Here is a 20,984-nt window from a genome sequence, read left to right as displayed (position 1 = left end):
CCGAACCCGGCCGCTACATCACACTCACCACCTGCACACCCGAGTTCACCAGCACCTACCGCATGATCGTGTGGGGCAGGCTGGTCGAGGAACGCCCGCGCAGCCAGGGAAAGCCGAAAGCGCTCGTAGGCTGAGACCCGACACCTCCGGACGGGACGACGGGACGACCTAGTGGCACGCGTGCGTAATCGGATCGCCGGGATCATCAGCGTCTTCGGTGAACTCCTCATCACGGCGGGCGTGGTGCTCGGCCTCTTCGTCGTCTACTCGCTGTGGTGGACGAACGTCCTCGCCGACCGCGCCGCGGACAAGGACGGCGCCCAGGTCCGCGACCGCTGGGCCGACGGCCCCGGACAGCTCGACACCAAGGACGGCATCGGGTTCCTGCACGTGCCGGCGATGAACAACGGCGAGGTCCTGGTCAAACAGGGCACCGACAGCGGCATCCTCAACAACGGCGTCGCCGGCTTCTACACCGACCCGGTCAAGTCCGCGCTCCCGCAGGACAAGCAGGGCAACTTCACGCTCGCCGCGCACCGGGACGGACACGGCGCCAAATTCCACAACATCCACAAGTTGAAGAACGGCGACTCGATCGTCTTCGAGTCCAAGGACACCTGGTACGTCTACAAGGTCTACAAGACCCTGCCGGAGACCACGAAGTACAACGTGGACGTCCTCCAGCCCGTGCCCAAGGAGTCCGGCAAGACCAAGCCGGGCCGGTTCATCACCCTGACCACCTGCACCCCCATGTACACCTCCGACTACCGCTACATCGTCTGGGGCGAGCTGGAGCGCACGGAGAAGGTCGACCGCGACCGCACGCCTCCGGCGGAACTGCGCTGAGGCGGAACCGACGAGAGGCGGACCCGCGCCGGGCCGCAACCGTGCTGCGGCGGAACCGCACCGCCACGGAACCTCACTGATCCGGGGCCGGGCGGGGGCCCGGCCCGCGGACAGGGGAGAGCCCCGGCATCCACTGGATGCCGGGGCTCTCCCACGTGCCGGTGCGGGGGACGACCGTCAGTCGAAGAAGCCGCCGCCTCCACCGTTGTTGTCCCCGTTGCCGTTGTCGCCTCCGCCGCCCACCGTGACCACGTTCACCGTGTCGCCGGTGTTGACCATCGAACCCGGCTGCGGCGTCGAGCCGAGCACCGTGGCGTCTTCCTTGTCCGACCCCTGCTGGACGACCACCAGGCCCAGGCCCTCAAGCTGCTGCTTGACGTCCTTGAACTTCTTGCCGCCCATGTCGGCGGGGATCTGGACCTGGGTCTGCTGCGGGCCCTTGGAGACCTTCAGCGTGATCTGGACGTCCTTCGCCTGGTCCGAGGGACCCTGCGGAGTCTGGTCGACGACCGTGCCCGCGGGCTGGTCGGAGTCCACGTCCTGACGGCCGATGTTGGTGAAGCCGACCGCGTTCAGCTGCTGCACGGCCTGCTCGTAGCTCCGGGTCTTCACATCGGGAAGCTGGGACAGCTTCTGCTTCGCGATGGTGATCGTCACCTCGGAGTTCTTCTCCGCCTTGGTGCCGCCCTGGGGGTTCTGGCGCAGGACCGAGCCGGGGTCCTCGTCGGACTCCTCCTGCTCGACCTTCACCTTGAAGCCCTTGCCCTTCAGGGACTCCTCGGCGCGCTCCTGGGACTGCTCGACGACGTCCGGGACCTCGGTGAGCGGAGCGCCCTCGGAGACGTACACCTGGACCGTGGCCCCGGTGTCCATCTTGCCGCCGTCCGCCTCCGGGTTCTGGCGGCAGATGGTGCCCTTGGGCTGGTCGCAGCGCTCGACGCCGGCCTCCTGCAACTTCACCTCGGCGTTGGTCGCGAGCCCTGTCGCCGCCTCGACCGTCTGGCCGACCAGCTGCGGCACGGTGATCTGCCGGGGGCCGTCCTTCTTGTCGAAGAGGGAGACACCGATGAAGATCGCGCCGACGAGCACCAGGATGCCCGCGAGGACCAGCAGGATCGTCGAGGTGTTCGACTTCTTCTGGCCACCACGACGGCGGTCCGGGCGGTCGTCGTAGCCGTAGCCGCCGTCGTCCGGATTGATCGGGGGCAGCATCGACGTCTGGCCCGCCGGATCGGCCTGGCGCAGCGCCGTGGTCGGCTGGTCCTCCGGCGGGTAACCGCCGTAGCCACCGCCGTACGCGGGCGCGCCCGCCATGCCCATCCCCATCGCCGCGGCCGCCGCGACCGGCTGACCGTCGAGGCAGGCCTCGATGTCCGCACGCATCTCGTCGGCCGACTGGTAGCGGTAGTCGGGGTCCTTGACCAGCGCCTTGAGGACGATGGCGTCCATCTCGGGCGTGATCTCGTGGTCGAAGTTGCTCGGCGGCTGCGGCTCCTCGCGCACGTGCTGGTACGCGACCGCGACCGGGGAGTCACCGATGAACGGGGGACGGACGGTGAGGAGCTCGTACAGCAGGCAGCCCGTGGAGTACAGGTCGGAGCGGGCGTCGACCTGCTCGCCCTTGGCCTGTTCGGGGGAGAGGTACTGGGCCGTGCCGATCACCGCGGCGGTCTGCGTCATGGTCATGCCCGCGTCGCCCATGGCGCGCGCGATGCCGAAGTCCATGACCTTGACCTGGCCGGTGCGCGTCAGCATGACGTTCGCCGGCTTGATGTCACGGTGCACGATGCCGGCGCGGTGCGAGTACTCCAGCGCCTGGAGGATGCCGACCGTCATCTCGAGGGTGCGCTCGGGCAGCAGCTTGCGCCCGGAGTGCAGCAGCTCACGCAGGGTCGACCCGTCGACGTACTCCATCACGATGTACGGGATGGAGACCCCGTCGACGTAGTCCTCGCCGGTGTCGTAGACCGCGACGATCGCCGGGTGGTTCAGCGAGGCGGCGGACTGTGCCTCACGGCGGAACCGGGCTTGGAAGGACGGGTCGCGGGCCAGGTCGGCCCGCAGCGTCTTCACGGCGACGGTGCGGCCGAGCCGGGTGTCCTGTCCGAGGTACACCTCGGCCATGCCACCACGGCCGAGCACCGAGCCCAGCTCGTACCGGCCGCCGAGGCGACGCGGCTCTTCCATAGCTAATCCAGCCCTCTCCGTCTGTCCCGACCGCACCCATGGGTGGTCCGGCGGTGTGTGCTGTTCGCGCATACGCTACCGGCCCCGGGAAGACGTTCCGCCCGGGGCCGATAGCTGATACCTGACCGGTACCTGGCACGTACGGGGCCGAGACGTCAGCCCCGGGTCTTCAGGACCGCCTTCATCACGGCCTTCGCGATCGGGGCGGCGAGACCGCCACCGCTGATGTCCTCACGCGAGGTGCCCGCCGAGTCCTCGACGATCACGGCGACCGCGACCGGGGAGCCCTCGGCGTTCTTCGCGTACGAGATGAACCAGGCGTACGGGCGCTTCGCGTTCTTGTCGCCGTGCTGGGCCGTACCCGTCTTGCCGCCGACCTTCACGCCGTCCATGTTCAGGTCGGCCTTGCCGCCGGTGCCGTTGGTGACGACGCTCTCCATCATCTGCTGGAGCAGCTGCGCGTTCTCCTGCGAGACCGGGCGGCTCATCTCCTCCGGCTCGGTCTTCTTGAGCAGGTCGACGTTGGGGGCGCGCAGCTCGTCGATCATGTACGGCTTCATCAGCTTGCCGTCGTTGGCGATCGCCGCTGTGACCATCGCCATCTGGAGCGGGGTGGTCGCGGTGTTGAACTGGCCGATGGAGGAGAGCGCGTTTCCACCGCGGTCGGCGTTCTTGTCGTAGACCGAGGCGGAGGAGCGGACCGGGGTGAACTGCTCGGCGTTGAAACCGAACTTCTCGGCCATCTCGACCATCTTGTCGCGGCCGACGTCGTCGCCGAGCTTCGCGAAGACCGAGTTGCAGGAGATGTCGAGGGCGCGCTTCAGGCTGGCGTTGGCGCAGCCCTTGGCGTGGTTGACCATCTCCTTGCTGGAGAGCGGGATCTTCCAGCCCTCGGGGGTGTCGGTCGCCGCGTCGATGTCCTTGACCTTGCCGTTCTCAAGGGCAGCGGCGGCGGTGACGACCTTGAAGACGGAACCGGGCGGGTAGATCTCGCGGATCGCGCGGTTCTGCTTCGGCTTGTTCTTGTCCTTCTCGAGCGCGACCCAGGCCTTCTCGTCCTTGCGGGAGTAGCCGGCGAAGGAAGAGGGGTCGTACGACGGCGTGGACGCCATCGCCAGGATCTTGCCGGTCTTCGGCTCGATGGCGACGACGGCGCCGGTCTTCTTGCCGAGGCCCTCGAAGGCGGCCTTCTGCGCGGCGCCGTTGAGGGTGGTGACGACGTCGCCGCCCTTCTTCTTGTCGCCGGTGAACATGGCGAGCGTGCGGTCGAAGAAGAGCCGGTCGTCGTTGCCGGTGAGGATGCCGTCCTCGATCTTCTCGATCTGGTTGGCGTCGTAGGCCTGCGAGGCGTAACCGGTGACCGGGGCCCACATGGGGCCGTCGGTGTAGGTGCGCTTGAACTTGAAGTACTCGTCGCCGGAGTCGACCGAGCCGGTGATCGGCTTGCCGTCGACGATGATGTTGCCGCGCTCGTTGGCGTAGCGCTCGATCCGGACGCGCGTGTTCTTCGGGTGGGCGTTCAGCTCGTCGGCACGGACGAACTGGAGCCAGTTGTCGCGCACGAGCAGGGCGAAGATGAGCAGGCCGCAGAAGATCGCGACCCGGCGCAGCGGCTTGTTCACGGACGGACCACCTGGGTCATCTCGGCGTCGGGGGACGGGGCGGGCGCGGGCGCCGGGCGGCGCGCGGTGTCGCTGATCCGGATCAGGATGCCGATCAGAGCCCAGTTGGCGATCACCGAGGATCCGCCGTACGCGAGGAACGGCATCGTCATACCGGTGAGCGGGATGAGCCCCATCACACCGCCGGCGACGACGAAGATCTGGAGCGCGAAGGCGCCGGAGAGGCCCATCGCGAGCAGCTTGCCGAAGGGGTCGCGGGCGGCGAGGGAGGTGCGGATGCCGCGCTCGACGATCAGTCCGTAGAGGAGCAGGAAGACCATGACGCCGGCCAGCCCGAGCTCCTCGCCGACGGTGGCGAAGATGAAGTCGGAGTTGGCGGCGAACTGGATCAGGTCGGAGTTGCCCTGGCCGAGGCCGGTGCCGAGGATGCCGCCGGAGCCGAAGGACATCAGCACCTGCGTCATCTGGTCGCAGGCGTTCAGCATGTTCTGGTCGGTGGCCGTCTCCAGGCAGCCGAAGGGGTCGAGCCAGGCCGCCACACGGGACTTCACGTGGCTGGCCGTGGAGCCGACGACCGCCGCACCGGCGACCGCCATCAGCAGACCCATGACGATCCAGCTGGTCCGCTCCGTCGCCACGTACAGCATGATCACGAACATGCCGAAGAACAGCATCGACGTACCGAGGTCGTTCTCGAAGACCAGGATGAGGAGGCTGACCGCCCAGATCGTGAGGATCGGGCCGAGGTCACGGCCGCGCGGCAGGTAGAGCCCCATGAAGCGGCGGCTTGCCAGGGCCAGGGCGTCCCGCTTCACCATCAGGTAGCCGGAGAAGAACACCGCCAGGACCAGCTTGGCGAACTCACCGGGCTGGATCGAGAAGCCGCCGATACGGATCCAGATCTTGGCACCGAAGACGTCCGCGCCGAGGCCCGGAACGAGCGGGAGCAGCAGCAGGATGAGCGAGACCACCATGGAGATGTACGTGTAGCGCTGCAGGACGCGGTGGTCCTTCAGGAGCAGCAGCACGCCCACGAACATGGCGATGCCGATCGCCGAGTACATCATCTGACTGGGCGCGTCGGGGCTGAAGGTGCCGAAGCGGTTCATCGACGTGGCGATCAGCCGAGGCGACTGGTCGAGTCGCCAGATCAGCACCAGGCCCATGCCGTTGAGCAGGGTCGCCAGGGGCAGCAGCAGCGGGTCCGCGTACGGGGCCCACTTGCGCACCACGAGGTGGGCGACGGCCGCGAGCAGCCCCAGGCCGAGGCCGTACCCCAGCATGCCGGCCGGGACCTTGCCGTCCATGGCCAGGCCCACGTTGAGGTAGGCGAACACCGGGATGATGACGGCGAACGCCAGCAGCGCCAGCTCGGTGTTGCGGCGGCTCGGCGCCTCGATCGCGCCGATGGTGGTCGTGTTGGTGACAACGCTCATGGTGGTGAAAGGCCCCCTACGGGTGCTTACTGCTTGCCGCAGTTCGAGGCCAGCTTCTGCTCCTCCGCGGTGAGGGTGGGACCCGGGGTCGGAGCGGCTGTGGTGGGCTTGGAGTCAGGGGTGGCGGCGTCGCCGTCCGGCGTCTCGGCCGGCGGCTTGCTCGCCTGGTCGGCGGCCTTCTCGGCGGCGGCGCGGCGCTGCTCGGTCTTCTTGCAGGCCGAGGCCTGCACGGCCAGCTCGGCGATCTTCGTCTCGGCCTTGGCGAGGCTGCCGCCCGTGATCGTGTCCTCGACCTGCTTCCGCTGGTAGGCGGGGAGGTACTTGAGTTCGATCTCGGGGTGGTCCTTCTCTACCTTCGACAGCGAGACCCACGCCAGGTCCTGGCTGATGCCCTGGTAGAGCGCCACGTGCTGGTCCTTGGACCCGACGAAGTACTGCGTCTGCGTCCAGCGCCAGCCGCCGTAGGCGCCGCCGCCGACGACCGCCAGGGCGAGGACCAGGATGAAGGAGCGCTTGAGCCACTTGCGGCCGGTGCGCGGCTTCACGAAGTCGTCGTCCGTGTACGACTCGAAGGAGCCCTCCGGGGGCATTCCGCCGTAGCCGTGGCCGTCGCCGCTTCCGGGCGGGCCGAACCCGCCGGCCGGCGGCTGCTGGTGCGGAGCCGGGCGCCCGAGTCCGGAGGCACGGCCGGCCGGGGTCTGCATCGCCCCGCCGTCGTTCAGCTGGGCGGCCTGGTTCTCGGCGACCGCGCCCACGATGACCGGGGTGTCGCTGAGGTGACCGGCGAGCGTGTCGCCGCCGTCGACGTCCAGGACGTCGGCGACGATCACCGTGATGTTGTCGGGACCGCCGCCGCGCAGCGCGAGCTGGATCAGCTCCTGCACGGTCTCCTGCGGGCCCTGGTAGCTGGCGAGGGTGTCCTCGAGGGTCTGGTGCGAGACCACGCCGGACAGACCGTCGGAGCAGATCAGATAGCGGTCGCCGGCCCGGACCTCACGGATGGAGAGGTCGGGTTCGACATGGTCGCCGCTGCCCAGCGCGCGCATCAGGAGCGAGCGCTGCGGGTGGGTCGTGGCCTCTTCCTCGGTGATCCGGCCCTCGTCGACGAGCCGCTGCACCCAGGTGTGGTCCTGCGTGATCTGGGTCAGCACACCGTCGCGGAGCAGATACGCACGCGAGTCGCCGACGTGCACGAGACCGAGCCGCTGGCCGGTCCACAGCAGGGCGGTGAGCGTGGTGCCCATGCCCTCCAGCTGCGGGTCCTCCTCGACCATCATCCTGAGCTGGTCGTTGGCGCGCTGCACCGCCGTACCCAGCGAGGTGAGGATGTCGGAACCCGGGACGTCGTCGTCGAGCGTGACAAGCGTGGAGATCACCTCGGAGGAGGCGACCTCACCGGCGGCCTGGCCGCCCATGCCGTCGGCGATGGCGAGCAGCCGGGGACCGGCATAGCCGGAGTCCTCGTTGCCCTCGCGGATCATGCCCTTGTGCGAGCCCGCGGCGAATCGCAGAGACAGAGTCATGCGCACCTGCCCTGTCGCCGCTGCATCGGGGTACAGCCGGTCTCGACCCACACTGCCCACCCTCCGGTCGCTCCGGTCACGCCGGTCGCTTCAGTCGCTCCGGTCGGGAGGAGCGCGGCACGGCCTGTGGCGGGGACCGTCCCGACTCGCTCGCTCCGCTCGCGCCTATTCATGATGTAGCACTACTTCCGCAGCTCGATGACGGTCTTGCCGATGCGGATCGGCGCGCCCAGCGGAATCGGTGTGGCGGTGGTGAGGCGGGTCCGGTCGAGATACGTGCCGTTGGTGGACCCGAGATCCTCGACGATCCACTGGCCGTCCCGGTCCGGGTAGATCCGGGCGTGCCGGCTGGACGCGTAGTCGTCGTCCAGCACGATCGTCGAATCGTGCGCCCGGCCCAGCGTGATCGTCTGCCCCTGAAGGGCGACGGTCGTGCCGGTGAGGGTGCCCTCGGACACGACCAGCTTGGTCGGGGCGCCACGGCGCTGCCGCCCACCGCCCGCGCTCTGCTGGCCGCGCTGCTGCGGAGGCGCGGCGGCCTGCCGCGCCTGCTGCTGCGCAGGTCGCGCCTCTTGGCGCCGTGAACCGCGCTGGGTGACCCGCGTACCGAAGAGGTCGCTGCGGATGACCTGGACGGCCACGATGACGAACAGCCACAGAACGGCCAGGAAACCCAACCGCATGACCGTCAGGGTCAGCTCTGACATTGCCCCCGCTTCACCCTTCGGCTTGCCGGTAAACGATGGTGGTGCTGCCCACGACGATCCGCGAGCCGTCGCGGAGCGTAGCGCGGGTGGTGTGCTGCCCGTCCACCACGATGCCGTTGGTGGATCCCAGATCCTGGATCGTCGAGGGCGTTCCGGTCCGGATCTCGCAGTGCCGGCGGGAGACGCCGGGATCGTCGATCCTCACGTCCGCGTCGGTGCTGCGGCCGAGGACCAGGGTCGGGCGCGAGATCTGATGGCGGGTGCCGTTGATCTCGATCCAGTGGCGGACCGCGGTGCCCGCTCCGCCGTGCGTACCGGGGCCGGGGGCCGTCGGACGAGCCGCCGCCGCCGGCCGGTGGCCGGGGGCGCCGGGAGGCGGGGAGGCGGGCATGGGCGGGGCGCCGGCCGGGGGGTACCCGTAACCGCCGCGACCCTGTCCCTGGGCCTGCTGCTGGTGCTGCTGCGGTCCGCCCGCGGACGGCTGCGGCTGTGACGTACTCGACGCCAGAGTGCGGCTGCGGACGCGGTACAGACCGGTGTCGAGATCCTCGGCCTTCTCCAGGTGGACCTTGATCGGGCCCATGAAGGTGTACCGCTGCTGCTTCGCGTAGTCCCTGACCAGGCCGGCGAGCTCGTCGCCGAGCTGGCCCGAGTAGGGGCTGAGACGCTCGTAGTCCGGCGTGCTCAGTTCCACGATGAAGTCGTTGGGGACGACGGTCCGCTCGCGGTTCCAGATCTGCGCGTTGTTGTCGCACTCGCGCTGGAGCGCACCGGCGATCTCGACAGGCTGGACCTCGGACTTGAACACCTTGGCGAAGGTGCCGTTGACCAGACCTTCGAGACGCTGCTCGAAACGCTTCATCACTCCCATGGGGCACCTCCTCCGTCGTTGTCGTCCTGGTACTGCTTACTGATCGTATCCACGCGTCGGGAAATCGGCTGGTTCCCCTTCTCTGCCCTGTGGACGAGTGTCACCTCTCACAGGCTTTCCCCACGGATCGTAGAGGCGGCCTGTGGACAGTGTCCCGCACCCGACTGTGGGAGCGGGGGCTCGGTCCGGGTCCGAGGGTGATCGGACGGCGATGCGAGGACGATCCGAAGGCGATCGGACAGCGATCCGAAGGCGATCGGACGGCGATCCGAGGGACGGCGGACGGCGATCCGAGGGGGATCCGGGAGTGCTCCGTGGGTGTTCGGGGACTGTCCGTCCGCTTCCTCCCGCTCCTGCCCTCCCTTCTCACCCGCACTCTCCCGTCCTCGTCGGCACCGCCCGTCCCCCCGTCCGTCGTTCCGCCCCTCCCTCACCTTTGTCTCCGTGAGCGGAGGCCAAACAACGGATGTGAATCCACGGTCTGCGACGTGCTAATCTTCTGATGTCGCCAGGCGCTCGCACCGAAAAGTGAGAGAGCCCGGAGCACACCCAATGCGCGGGTGGCGGAATAGGCAGACGCGCTGGATTCAGGTTCCAGTGCCCGAAAGGGCGTGGGGGTTCAACTCCCCCCTCGCGCACCAGACGGAAGCCCCGTAGGTCATCGACCTACGGGGCTTCCGCGTTGTCGTCGTGGGTGTGAGCCTTCCCACGTCCCGAGGTGGGGCGCGGTGATGGGTGGGCGGGGCGCGGCAAGGGCGGACGGGGCGCGGTCATGAGCCTCCGGGTCCGCGTCCGGGTCTGGGTCCGTGCGTGAGGGGCGACTTTTGTCGTCGCAGGGCGAGACGAAAGAGAGAAGCCCGGAGGCCGGGGCGCGGCCTACGGTGCGAGACGTGGACGCTATGTCGAAGTCGGGGACCGGGAGTTCGGACGGAATCGGGGCCGCACTCGCCGCCGGGTGGGCCTGGTTCGTGGTGCCGGGGCAGTGGTCGGGGCGGAGGACCACCGGTGAGGTGGCGCTCGCCGCCGTCCTCGCACTGCTCGGAGCCGGGACCGAGGAGCTTCTCGGCGGTGAAGGATGGCGGCTGGTCTGGGTCGCCGCGGGCTCCGCCGCGCTGTCGCTGGTGCGCCGCAGACTTCCCGCCAGTGTGCTCGTCCTGACCGCGGGACTCACACCCTTCGTGCCCGGCTTCGGGCCCCTGCTGCTCGTGGTCGGCTGGTCCTCCGGCCGGTACATCGCGGGGGTGGGGCGCGCGCTCGCCGCGTTCATCGCCGCCTTCGTCCTGAACGTCGGAGGGAGCCTCGTCGGACCCTGGGACCGGGACCGGCTGCTCGCCATCGCCCTCACGGCGACCCTCTACTACCTGGGCACCACCCTTGCTCCCGGCCTGGCCCACCGCTACTGGACCCAGCGGCGGACCCTGTTGCACGCGCTCCAGGAGCGCAACGCCCAGCTGCTGCGGGAGCGGACCATGGTGGTCTGGCAGGCGCGGCTGAGGGAACGGCAGCGGATCGCCCAGGACATGCACGACAGCCTCGGGCACCAACTGGCCCTGATCGCCGTGCACACCGGGGCCCTGGAGGTGGACCGGGACCTGAGCGACCGCCAGCGCGAGGCCGTCGGCGTCCTGAGGAACGCGTCGGTGACCGCGATGCACGAACTCCGGGAGGTCGTCGGGATCCTCCGCGACGGCATCGAGGCCTCCGACGGGACGGCGGCGGCGCCCGGACGGGGCGGGGACGAGACGGGGCGGGCCGCCCGGGGGATCGCGGGCATCGAGGGCCTCGTGGACGCGGCACGGGCCGTCGGCACCTCGGTCGGCCTGAAGCGGTCGGGGGAGGAACGGCCGCTGGCGCCGGCGGCCGACCACGCCGCGTACCGGATCGTGCAGGAGGCCCTCACCAACGCCTACAAGTACGCGCCGGGGGCGTCGATCGGCGTCGAGCTGCGGTACGAGCCGGACACCTTCGTGGTGGAGGTCCTCAACGAGGAGCCCACGGGCGAACCCGCGGGGGACGTCGTGAGCGGCGGGCAGGGCCTGACCGGCCTCGCCGAGCGGGCCCGGCTGGTGGGTGGGATGTGTCACGCCGGTCCGGCCGACCGAGGAGGGTTCCGGGTCGCCGGGATGCTGCCCTACGGGGCGGCTCCCGTCGCGGAGGCAGCGCCTTTGGTCGATGCGGCCGACGACTTCCGGCAGCAGACCACGAAGCCGCTGGCGGGCGATGGTCGTCCGGTCGTGGTCGGGCAGGCCGACTGGACGTTCACGGAGCGGGAGCTGGCCATGGCGGTAGGCGGGGGCAAGAGCAGAAGCACCGGAGGGTCGATCGCGATCGGCTGCGGGATCGCGTTCGCGGGGCTCGTGCTGCTGGTGGTGGCCGCGGGCTTCGGCATCTACTTCCTGATGGGCTCGTTGAAGGAAGGGATGATCGACCCCGGGGAGTACGACGCGGTGAAGGTCGGGATGTCCGAGAAGGACGTCCGCAACCGGCTTCCCTCGGGCGACACGATCGCCACCGCGGGCCTGAGCGGCAAGGGACCCGCGCAGCCGGAGGGCGCCGACTGCCTGGTGCTGATGTCCTCGGTGATCAGCGACGACTTCGACAAGGAGCCCGTTTTCCGGTTCTGCTTCCAGGACGGCAAGCTGATCGAGAAGAAGTCGTACGAGGTCGAGGCGCGATAGCGCCGACCCGCCCGTACCGGAGCCGTGGGGAGTAGCTGTGGCAGGGCAGCCCATCAGGGTCGTGATCGCCGACGACGAGCCGCTGATCAGAGCCGGGATCCGGATGATCCTCATCTCGGACCCGGAGATCGAGGTCGTCGCGGAGGCCGCCAACGGTCGGGAGGCGGTCGAGGAGGCCCGGTCGCACGCCGCCGACGTGGTCCTGCTCGACATCCAGATGCCGGTGCTCGACGGTCTCTCGGCGCTGCCGGAGCTCCGGCGGGCGGCGCCGGCGGCCCGAGTGATCGTCCTGACGACCTTCGGGGAGCGGGAGAACGTGCTGCGGACCCTGGAACACGGCGGCGCGGGCTTCCTGCTCAAGGACACGGCGCCCGCGGAATTGATCCGGGCGGTACGGGCGGCCGCCGCCGGGGACGCGTATCTGTCACCGGCGGCGACCCGGCACGTGGTGGAGCGGCTCGCCGGCGGCCGGGAGGCCGCCCGGGCCGAGGAGGCGCGGGGGCGGGTCGCGGGGCTGAGCGACAAGGAACGCGATGTGCTCGCACTGCTCGGGGAAGGGCTCTCCAACGCCGACGCGGGGAAGCGGCTGCACATGAGTGAGGCCACGGTGAAGACGTATGTGAGCAGGATCCTGGCCAAGCTGGACTGCGAGAACCGCGTTCAGGCGGCGCTGCTGGCACGGGACGCGGGCTTGTGACCGCGAGAGCGGGGCCGTGCCACAGCGGTGCGGACGGGCGGAGAGGTGCCGTGGTCCGGCGGTTGTCCACAGGTGCTTGTCCACAGGGGGAGACGCCTGTTCCAGTGCGGCGGTACGGTCAGGCCGGATGATGTTGGACTTCGCATCGGGGGAGGGCGTGCCATGGACGAGACCAGGGCCGTGGTGCCGGAACAGCGCGGTACGGACGGGAAGCCGGACGGCTCACGTGTGCCGCACGTACCGGGGTTCGCGCGCCGCGCCGCCGTCGGGGAGGCCCCGGGCTCCGGGGGCACGGAGGCCGTGCTCTCGCCCAAGGAGCGAGGCAAGCAACTGCGCGAGCGGGTTCCGCGCTCCTCGCACCGGCAGCCCGCCCTCGCCGGGGACCGTCCCGACGCCGTCCGGGCCGTCGAGGAGTCGAACCGCGACCGCGTCCCCGAACTCACCCCCATACGGGTCGGCAGGATGGCGGCGAGCCCGTTCGCCTTCCTGCGCGGATCCGCCGGGCTGATGGCCCAGGACCTCGCCGGCACCCCCGTCACCGGCATCGCCGCCCAACTGTGCGGCGACGCGCACGCCGCCAACTTCGGGCTCTACGGCGACGCACGCGGCCGGCTCGTCATGGACCTCAACGACTTCGACGAGACCGTGGTCGGCCCCTGGGAATGGGACCTCAAGCGCCTCGCCACCTCCCTGGTCCTCGCAGGACGGGAAGTGGGCGCGAGCGAGGAGGAGTGCCGGGCCGCCGCCTTCGACACCGTCGGCGCCTACCGCCGCACCATGCGACTGCTCGCCCGTCTCCCCGCCCTCGACGCCTGGAACGCCATCGCGGACGAGGAACTCGTCTCGCACACCGACGCGCGTGATCTCCTCGGCACCCTGGAACGGGTCTCCGCCAAGGCCCGGAACAACACCAGCGCCCGGTTCGCCGCCCGGTCCACCGAGCCGGTGACCGACGACGAGGGCGGCGGCCGCAGATTCGTGGACGCTCCCCCGGTGCTCCGCAGAGTCCCGGACGCCGAGGCGGCCGCGGTCGCCGCCTCCCTCGGCCCGTACCTGGAGACCGTGTCCGAGGACCGGCTGCCGCTCCTCGCGCGGTACGCCGTCCACGACGTGGCCTTCCGCGTCGTCGGCACCGGCAGCGTCGGTACCCGCTCCTACGTCGTGCTCCTCCTCGACCACCGCGGCGAGCCACTCGTACTCCAGGTGAAGGAAGCTCGGCCGTCCGCGCTGCTTCCCCATCTGCCGGCCGCGGGCTTCACCGTGGAGGACCCGGGCCACGAAGGGCGGCGCGTGGTGCTCGGGCAGAAGCGGATGCAGGTCGTGAGCGACATCCTGCTCGGCTGGACCACGGTGGAGGGGCGCCCCTTCCAGGTGCGCCAGTTCCGCAACCGCAAGGGAAGCGTCGACCCCGCCGCGCTCACGGTCGACGAGGTCGACGACTACGGCCGGATGACCGGGGCGCTGCTCGCCCGGGCCCACGCCCACAGCGCGGACCCGCGCCTGATAGCCGGGTACTGCGGGAAGAACGAGGAGCTCGACGAGGCCGTCGCCGCCTTCGCCGTCTCGTACGCGGACCGCACCACCGCCGACCACGCGGACCTGCTCGCCGCCGTCCGTTCCGGCCGGATCGCAGCCGAACCGGGCGTCTGACCGGGGCCGGGTCGGGCTGGGCGTCCGGGCGACGCCCCGGTCTTCGTCGACGCCCGGGCGGGGCTCTGCCGGGGCGGGTGTACGGGCTGCGCCTCACGTGTCGACCAGGGGGAGGGAGGGGAGGGGGAGGGGAGGGGGGAGGCCCCCTTGAAAGGACCGTAGGCTGGGTGGGACGAGCCGGAACGAGGACGTGGGCGGGCGTAGACGTGAGCGTGCACCAGGGTGCGAACGAGGGCCCCGAGAGCGAGCGGCCTCAGGACGAGCCGTCCCAGGACGAGCGGCTTCTGGACGAGCCGTCCCGGAGTGGGCAGACGCCGGACGAGGGGCCCCGGGACGCCGCGTCTCCGGACGAGTCGTCCCAGGGTGAGCAGCCTCAGGGAGAGCCGTCCCGGGGTGGACCGGCCGTGGACGCGGCGGCTCGGGACGAGCGGCCCGAGGCGCGGCTGGAGCGGGCCGTGCGGGTGGCCGAGCAGGCGCTGATCGAGTTCGAGATCGCCGTCGAGACCTTCCGCGTCGAGGTCGACAACTTCTCGCGGCTGCACCACCAGAAGCTCGGCCCGATGTACGCGCGGCTCGACGAGCTCGACGCCAAGATTGCCGAGGCCAGGGCCGAGCGCACCGGCGACCCCGAGGATCTGCGGCTGGCGCAGGAGGCGCGGGCCGCGGTGCTGCCGATGCCCGGGGTGGAGGAGCTGTTCCACGACTGGATCGACTCCGACGGCCTCTCCCCCGAAGCCGAGGCCATGCTCACCGACCGGCCGGTGCAGCCGCCGAAGCGGGTCCGCCCGAGTGACGAGGTCCGCAGGCTCTTCCGGGAGCTGGCCCGTAAGGCGCATCCCGACCTGGCGCGTGAGGACGAGGAGCGCAAGCGGCGCGAGGAGTTCATCACGCGGGTGAACGCCGCCTACGCCCGTGGCGACGAGGCGCTGCTGCGTGAGCTCTCCGCGGAGTGGGAGGCCGGCCCCGCGCCGGCCGAGGAGCGGCTCAGCGAGAGCGAGGAGCTGTACGCGCGTCTGGAGTGGCTGGCGGAGCGCAAGGACCTGCTGTCGGCGCTCGCGCGTGAGCTGGAGGAGAGCGCGATCGGCGCGATGCTGCGGATGGCGCCGGACGACCCCGACCGGCTCCTGGAGGAGATCGCGGAGCAGTTGCTCACGCAGGTCTCCGAGCGTGAGAACGAGCTGGCCGAGCTGGTGCAGTAGGTTTTTCCGTGCGCCCGAGTTCGTTCGGGCGGTACCGACGAGAGAAGGCCGTTCCCATGAATTTCTCCCCGCTGCCCTCGGTGGACGCGGCTTCCGTGCCGGCCGATGCCCTGGTGCTGGACGTCAGGGAGGACGACGAGTGGGCGGCCGGTCACGTCGAGGGCGCGGTGCACGTGCCGATGAGTGACTTCGTCGCCCGCTTCGGTGAGGTGACCGAGGCTGTCGCCGAGCACGGTCGCGCGTATGTGATGTGCCGGGTCGGTGGCCGGTCGGCGCAGGTCACGCAGTACCTGGTGCAGCAGGGCTTCGACGCGGTGAACGTCGAGGGCGGAATGCTCGCCTGGGACGGTGCCGGGCGCCCGATGGTGACGGGTACCGGAAGCCCGGCGTTCGTTCTCTGACGGTCTCGACGGTCGGACCTCAGCCGAGGGGATGGGCGGCCAGCAGGTCGCCCAGGGCGTCCTCGTGGGCTGCCGCGGGGCCGAGCGCCAGCTCGAGGTGCTTGGCCCAGGCGTGGTACCGGTGCAGGGGATAGTCGGTGTCGGCGCCGAAGCCGCCGTGCAGGTGCTGGGCGGTCTGCACCACGCGCCGCACGCCCTCGGAGGCCCAGATCTTCGCGACGGCGATGTCCCCCGCCGCCGGGAGCGCCGCTTCGGCCCCACTGGTGAGGCGCCAGGCGGCCTGCCAGAGGGTGGCCTCCATGGCGCGCAGATCGATGTAGCGGTCGGCGGTCTGGACGGCGACGGCCTGGAAGGTGGCCACGGGGTGGCCGAACTGTTCGCGCTTCCCGGTGTACTGGCTCGTCATGGTGAGGACGGCCTCGCCGAGTCCGAGCGCGAGCGCGCAGGTGCCGGTGGTGAGGAGATCGCGCAGCCATTCCCAGGCGCCCTCGGCGTCGATGACGTCGGCACTGCCGAGACGTACCGAGTCGAGCCGTAGCTCGGCGAGGAGTTCACCGTTGGTGGAGTACTGCGCGGTGAGGCCGACGCCCTCGTGTGTGCGGGGCAGCAGGGCGAGGACGGTGCCGCCCTCGGTGGTGTGCGCGGGTACGGCGACGAGGTCGGCGCCGTGGGCCCAGGGGACGGCGGTCTGCAGGCCGTCGAGGATCCAGTCGGTGCCGTCGCGGCGCGCGGTGACGGCGAGTTCGGCGGGGTCGTGGCCGGTACGTCCCTGGGAGGCGGCGGTGAGGACGAGCTCGCCGCGGCTCACACGGGGGAGCAGCTCGGCGGCCGTTCCCCGGGGCGCGTACCGCTCGACGGTCATCGCGACGGCGCTGGTCTCCAGGAGGGGGACGCGGGCGAGGACGCGGCCGGATTCGCGCAGTACGAGGCAGAGGGCGACGGGGTCGAGGCCGCCGCCGCCGTGCTCGGGGGAGATGACGAGTCCCAGCAGGTCGGTGGCGGCGAGACGGGACCAGAGCGGTCGGTCGAGGTCCTCGGAGACGGCGCCCGGTGTGAGGGCGGGGCTCGGTACCGCGTCGGGCGTGACGCCCGAGAAGACCGCCTTGGCCGCCTCGACGGCCGCCTGCTGTTCTTCGGTGAAGGTGAAGTCCACTGCCCTGCCCTCCCGTTGTGCCCCTGCTCGTCCTGACGGTCCGTCAAGATAGAACAGGTTCTAGTGGAAGGGAATGGCGGCGGCCGACTTGGCCGGGTCGTCTCCCGACATCGCCGGGTGGGGCCGGCCCCGGACCCGGTGGGATGAGGCTCTCCCGGGTCGAGTCGGGGGCGGGGGACCGGAGTTCGTCAGCGGTCGAAGTCCAACTCCACGTCCGGGGTGACCGGGTGGGACTGGCAGGCCAGGACGTATCCGGCTTCGGTCTCCTCCGGCTCCAGCGCGAAGTTGCGGTCCATCCGCACCTCTCCGCCGACGAGGAAGGCGCGGCAGGTGCCGCACACCCCGCCCTTGCAGGCGTACGGGGCGTCCGCGCGGGAGCGGAGCACCGTGTCGAGGAGTGTCTCGCCGCGGTCCACCGGCCAGCTGCCGGAGCGGCCGTGCAGGGTCGCGGTCAGAGTGGCGTGCGCGGGGGTGTCGGCCGTGGGGACCGACGCCGGTGCCGAGCCGTCGTCGACGTGGAAGATCTCCTGGTGGATCCGGCCACGGTCGACCCCGAGGCCGCGCAGCGCGCTCTCCGCGCCCTGCACGAGCCCGAAGGGGCCGCAGAGGAACCAGCCGTCGATCGACTCGACCGGCAGCAGCGAGGGCAGCAGCGCGGCGAGTCGCTCGTGGTCGAGGCGGCCGGAGGGCAGACCCGCCTGCTGCTCCTCGCGGGAGAGGACGGTGACCAGCTGGAAGCGGTCGGGGTAGCGGTCCTTCAGGTCGGCGACCTCGTCGAGGAACATCGTGGACGAGGCCGTGCGGTCGCTCCGGACCAGACAGAACCGGGCTTCCGGCTCGCGGGCGAGCAGGGTGGCCGCGATCGACAGGACCGGGGTGATGCCGCTGCCGCCGACGACGGCCGCGAAGTGGCCGGGGCGCGGGGCCAGCGAGAAGCGGCCCATGGGCTCCATGACCTCGACGAGATCGCCGACGGCCAGTTCCTTGAGGGCGTACGTCGAGAACGAGCCGCCGTCGACGAGCCGGATGCCGACGCGCAGGACGGGGGGCTCACCGGCCGGGGAGGCGGGGGCGCAGATCGAGTACGTGCGCCGGATCTCCTCCCCCTGCTCGCCGGTGCGGCGGAGCGCGAGGTGCTGGCCGGGGAGGTGCCGGTACGCCTCGTGGAGCTCGGGCGGGACCGCGAAGGTGACGGCCACCGAATCGTCCGTGAGTCGTTCGACCTCGCTCACCCGGAGCGGATGGAATCCGGCCCGTGCGGCGGCTGAGGACACCATCTACAACTCCTTGAAGTGGTCGAACGGTTCGCGGCACGCGATGCAGCGGCGCAGGGCCTTGCACGCGGTCGAGGAGAAGCGGCTCAGGAGCTCGGTGTCGGTGGAACCGCAGTGGGGGCAGCGGATCGCCAGGGTCAGCGGCACCGGGCCGCCGGCCGGGCCCTGGGGGCGCGGCGGTGCGACGCCGAACTCGGCGAGCTTGCGCCGTCCTTCCTCGCTGATGTCGTCGGTGGACCAGGCGGGGGCGAGGACCGTGACGACGGAGACCTCCGGCACGCCGTGCTCGTGGAGCGCGCGCTCGATGTCCGAGGACATGGTCTCGACGGCGGGGCAGCCCGTGTAGGTCGGGGTGAGGGCGACCTCGACCCGGCCGGGGCCGGTGACGTGGACGCCCCGCAGCACGCCGAGCTCCGCCAGGGTGAGGACGGGCAGCTCGGGGTCGAGGACGGCGCCGGCGATCCGGCTCAGCTCCTCCTCGAGGGCGGTCATGGTCACCATGCCGCCCCCGGGTGGCTGCGGTGCAGATGCTGCATCTCGGCGATCATCCGTCCGAAGGACTCGGTGTGCAGTCCCTGCCGGCCGGCGCCCGCGGCCCAGGCGCCGGTGCGCGGCCCCTCGGGCACGGTGAGTGTGGCCCTGCCGAGAACGTCCGTCACCGAGGCCAGCCAGGCGCTCTCCATGGCGGCGTGATCGACGTCGAGTCCTTCGACGGGCTGGAACAGCTCGCCCGTGTACTTCCACAGGGCGTCGCAGGCCCGGCGCATCCGCTCGTGGCTCTCGGTGGTGCCGTCGCCGAGGCGCAGGGTCCACTGCTCGGCGTGGTCCTGGTGGTAGGCGACCTCCTTGACGGCCTTGGCCGCGAGGCCGGCGAAGGGGCCGTCGCCGGAGGCCAGCTGCCCGTACAGGAGGCGCTGGTAGGTGGAGAAGTAGAGCTGGCGGGCGATGGTGTGGGCGAAGTCGCCGTTCGGCTGCTCGACCAGCTGGACGTTCCGGAAGGAACGCTCCTCGCGCAGGTACGCCAGTTCGTCCTCGTCGCCGACCTGGGAAAGCAGGACGCGGGCCTGGCCGAGGAGGTCGAGCGCGATGTTGGCCAGGGCCACCTCCTCCTCCAGGACGGGGGCGGAGCCCGCCCACTCCCCCAGGCGGTGGGAGAGGACGAGGGCGTCGTCGCCGAGGGCGAGGGCGGCTCCGGTGATCACGGCGGCCTCTCGGGTGTCCGGGGTGCTCACAGGTGCTTCACCCCCTCCGGGATCTCGTAGAACGTCGGGTGGCGGTAGGGCTTGTCCGCGGACGGCTCGAAGAAGGGGTCCTTCTCGTCGGGTGAGGAGGCGGTGATCTCCGTGGAGGGGACGACCCAGATCGACACGCCCTCGCTCCGGCGGGTGTACAGGTCGCGGGCGTTGCGCAGGGCCATCTCCGCGTCGGGCGCGTGGAGACTACCCGCGTGGGTGTGGGACAGCCCGCGGCGGGAGCGCACGAACACCTCCCACAGGGGCCAACCGTCGCTCGTCATGCCTGTGCCTCCCCGTGCTTGCCGGTGTGCTTGTGCTTCTCCGCGTGGGCCGCCGCCGCTTCCCTGACCCAGGCGCCGTCCTCGTGGGCCTGGCGCCGCGTGCTCAGGCGCTGGTCGTTGCAGGGGCCGTTGCCCTTGAGGACGTCCCAGAACTCGGCCCAGTCGATCGGGCCGAAGTCGTAGTGCCCGCGCTCCTCGTTCCACCGGAGGTCGGGGTCGGGGAGGGTGAGTCCGAGTGCCTCGGCCTGCGGCACGGCGATGTCGACGAAGCGCTGCCGCAGCTCGTCGTTGGAGTGGCGCTTGATCTTCCAGGCCATCGCCTGGGCGGTGTGCGTCGACTCGTCGTCCGGCGGGCCGAACATCATCAGCGAGGGCCACCACCAGCGGTCCACCGCGTCCTGCGCCATGGCGTGCTGGGCCTCGGTGCCCCGGGAGAGGGCGAGCAGCGCCTCGTACCCCTGGCGCTGGTGGAAGGACTCCTCCTTGCAGACCCTGACCATCGCGCGGGCGTACGGCCCGTAGGAGCAGCGGCACAGCGGGACCTGGTTGGTGATCGCGGCGCCGTCGACCAGCCAGCCGATCGCGCCGACGTCGGCCCAGGTCAGCGTCGGGTAGTTGAAGATCGAGGAGTACTTCTGGCGGCCCGAGTGGAGCTTGTCGAGCAGCTCGTCCCGGCTGGTGCCGAGGGTCTCCGCCGCGCTGTACAGATACAGGCCGTGGCCGGCCTCGTCCTGCACCTTCGCCATCAGGATCGCCTTGCGCCGCAGCGAGGGCGCCCTGGTGATCCAGTTCGCCTCCGGCTGCATGCCGATGATCTCCGAATGGGCGTGCTGCGCGATCTGCCGGACGAGCGAGGCGCGGTAGGCCTCGGGCATCCAGTCGCGCGGCTCGATCCGCTCATCGGCGGCCACGGCGGCGTCGAACACGGCCTCGTAGGCGGCCTGCTCCGCCGCCACGGCCGCGTCCGACACTCCGGGCACGCCCGTGGTCTCTGTCGTCCCTGCCGTCACTGCGGTCATCGGACCCCCTACCGACCGATCGTTCGGTTGAATGACTTCAATGGTGAGTCGACGGCCCGTATGGTGTCAACCCTGTGGATAACCGAGGTGGGCCGATCGGGATCGGGGCGGGATGGACGCGTACGTCGAAAAGGACGCCGCCGACGCGGACGGAGACCGTCCGGCACCCCCTGCCGACCCCCTGACCGGCGCCCCGGGAACGTCA

The 20,984-nt window shown here is 70.7% G+C and carries 18 protein-coding genes, 1 tRNA gene and 1 pseudogene; 8 read left to right on the top strand and 12 right to left on the bottom strand.

The features are described from left to right. Both IE311_RS36760 and IE311_RS20075 read left to right on the top strand, forming a co-directional pair. A pseudogene (locus IE311_RS36760) lies at positions 1-134 on the top strand (class E sortase); the annotation flags it as partial. Positions 135-171: 37 nt separating this feature from the next. After that, positions 172-846: a class E sortase gene (locus IE311_RS20075; protein ID WP_189833099.1), complete on the top strand. Its 675-nt coding sequence runs from the start codon at positions 172-174 to the stop codon at positions 844-846. Between the two features lie 177 nt (positions 847-1,023). On the opposite strand, the gene pknB is transcribed toward IE311_RS20075, so the two are convergent. The 6 genes from pknB to IE311_RS20045 form a co-directional block, all read right to left on the bottom strand. Further along, the gene (gene pknB / locus IE311_RS20070) at positions 1,024-3,033 is read right to left on the bottom strand and encodes a Stk1 family PASTA domain-containing Ser/Thr kinase (protein ID WP_189833098.1); all 2,010 of its coding nucleotides are present in this window, start codon (positions 3,031-3,033) and stop codon (positions 1,024-1,026) included. 155 nt (positions 3,034-3,188) lie between these two features. Beyond that, on the bottom strand, positions 3,189-4,655 hold the full coding sequence (locus IE311_RS20065; protein ID WP_189833097.1) for a peptidoglycan D,D-transpeptidase FtsI family protein: 1,467 nt from the start codon (positions 4,653-4,655) through the stop codon (positions 3,189-3,191). Next, positions 4,652-6,091: an FtsW/RodA/SpoVE family cell cycle protein gene (locus IE311_RS20060; RefSeq protein ID WP_189833096.1), complete on the bottom strand. Its 1,440-nt coding sequence runs from the start codon at positions 6,089-6,091 to the stop codon at positions 4,652-4,654. The genes IE311_RS20065 and IE311_RS20060 overlap by 4 nt, the downstream gene beginning before the upstream one ends. A gap of 26 nt (positions 6,092-6,117) precedes the next feature. Continuing rightward, positions 6,118-7,614 carry a Stp1/IreP family PP2C-type Ser/Thr phosphatase gene (locus IE311_RS20055; protein WP_189833095.1) on the bottom strand — a complete coding sequence of 499 codons (1,497 nt, stop codon included), beginning with the start codon at positions 7,612-7,614 and terminating at the stop codon, positions 6,118-6,120. A gap of 182 nt (positions 7,615-7,796) precedes the next feature. Then, entirely contained in the window at positions 7,797-8,321 is a 525-nt protein-coding gene (locus tag IE311_RS20050; protein WP_189833094.1) for an FHA domain-containing protein FhaB/FipA, read from the bottom strand. Positions 8,322-8,331: 10 nt separating this feature from the next. After that, positions 8,332-9,192, bottom strand: a complete 861-nt coding sequence (locus IE311_RS20045) for an FhaA domain-containing protein (protein ID WP_189833093.1) — start codon at positions 9,190-9,192, stop codon at positions 8,332-8,334. Between the two features lie 554 nt (positions 9,193-9,746). Here IE311_RS20045 and IE311_RS20040 point away from each other — a divergent pair. The 6 genes from IE311_RS20040 (at position 9,747) to IE311_RS20015 (ending at position 15,817) form a co-directional block, all read left to right on the top strand. Then, positions 9,747-9,833: transfer RNA gene (locus IE311_RS20040), tRNA-Leu, on the top strand. 258 nt (positions 9,834-10,091) lie between these two features. After that, positions 10,092-11,870: a sensor histidine kinase gene (locus IE311_RS20035; RefSeq protein ID WP_189833124.1), complete on the top strand. Its 1,779-nt coding sequence runs from the start codon at positions 10,092-10,094 to the stop codon at positions 11,868-11,870. Between the two features lie 37 nt (positions 11,871-11,907). Further along, the gene (locus IE311_RS20030) at positions 11,908-12,567 is read left to right on the top strand and encodes a response regulator transcription factor (protein WP_189833092.1); all 660 of its coding nucleotides are present in this window, start codon (positions 11,908-11,910) and stop codon (positions 12,565-12,567) included. A gap of 162 nt (positions 12,568-12,729) precedes the next feature. Continuing rightward, positions 12,730-14,217, top strand: a complete 1,488-nt coding sequence (locus IE311_RS20025) for a DUF2252 domain-containing protein (protein ID WP_189833091.1) — start codon at positions 12,730-12,732, stop codon at positions 14,215-14,217. Between the two features lie 404 nt (positions 14,218-14,621). Next, positions 14,622-15,416: a hypothetical protein gene (locus IE311_RS20020; RefSeq protein WP_327166527.1), complete on the top strand. Its 795-nt coding sequence runs from the start codon at positions 14,622-14,624 to the stop codon at positions 15,414-15,416. A gap of 56 nt (positions 15,417-15,472) precedes the next feature. Then, complete coding sequence (locus IE311_RS20015) at positions 15,473-15,817, top strand: rhodanese-like domain-containing protein (protein WP_189833090.1); 345 nt, start codon at positions 15,473-15,475, stop codon at positions 15,815-15,817. A 19-nt stretch (positions 15,818-15,836) separates the two neighbouring features. On the opposite strand, the gene IE311_RS20010 is transcribed toward IE311_RS20015, so the two are convergent. The 6 genes from IE311_RS20010 to paaA all read right to left on the bottom strand — a co-directional run bounded on the left by IE311_RS20010 (position 15,837) and on the right by paaA (position 20,779). After that, entirely contained in the window at positions 15,837-16,970 is a 1,134-nt protein-coding gene (locus IE311_RS20010; RefSeq protein WP_189833089.1) for an acyl-CoA dehydrogenase family protein, read from the bottom strand. 188 nt (positions 16,971-17,158) lie between these two features. Continuing rightward, positions 17,159-18,247 carry a 2Fe-2S iron-sulfur cluster-binding protein gene (locus IE311_RS20005; protein WP_189833088.1) on the bottom strand — a complete coding sequence of 363 codons (1,089 nt, stop codon included), beginning with the start codon at positions 18,245-18,247 and terminating at the stop codon, positions 17,159-17,161. Then, positions 18,248-18,745, bottom strand: coding sequence for a 1,2-phenylacetyl-CoA epoxidase subunit PaaD (gene paaD, locus IE311_RS20000; protein ID WP_189833087.1), 498 nt, complete (start codon positions 18,743-18,745; stop codon positions 18,248-18,250). It lies immediately after the preceding gene. Continuing rightward, entirely contained in the window at positions 18,739-19,476 is a 738-nt protein-coding gene (gene paaC, locus IE311_RS19995; RefSeq protein WP_229902034.1) for a 1,2-phenylacetyl-CoA epoxidase subunit PaaC, read from the bottom strand. Before paaC ends, paaD begins: the two co-directional genes overlap by 7 nt. After that, positions 19,473-19,760: a 1,2-phenylacetyl-CoA epoxidase subunit PaaB gene (gene paaB / locus IE311_RS19990; protein ID WP_024760355.1), complete on the bottom strand. Its 288-nt coding sequence runs from the start codon at positions 19,758-19,760 to the stop codon at positions 19,473-19,475. Before paaB ends, paaC begins: the two co-directional genes overlap by 4 nt. Beyond that, a complete protein-coding gene (gene paaA, locus IE311_RS19985) occupies positions 19,757-20,779 on the bottom strand; it encodes a 1,2-phenylacetyl-CoA epoxidase subunit PaaA (protein ID WP_189833086.1) in 1,023 nt (340 codons plus the stop codon). Before paaA ends, paaB begins: the two co-directional genes overlap by 4 nt. Positions 20,780-20,984 lie beyond the last annotated feature (205 nt).

It is taken from the genome of Streptomyces zaomyceticus, assembly GCF_014656215.1.
Lineage (GTDB): Bacteria > Actinomycetota > Actinomycetes > Streptomycetales > Streptomycetaceae > Streptomyces > Streptomyces zaomyceticus.
The sequence above is the reverse complement of the archived record's forward strand: the minus strand, read 5'-3'. Positions and strand labels throughout refer to the sequence as shown.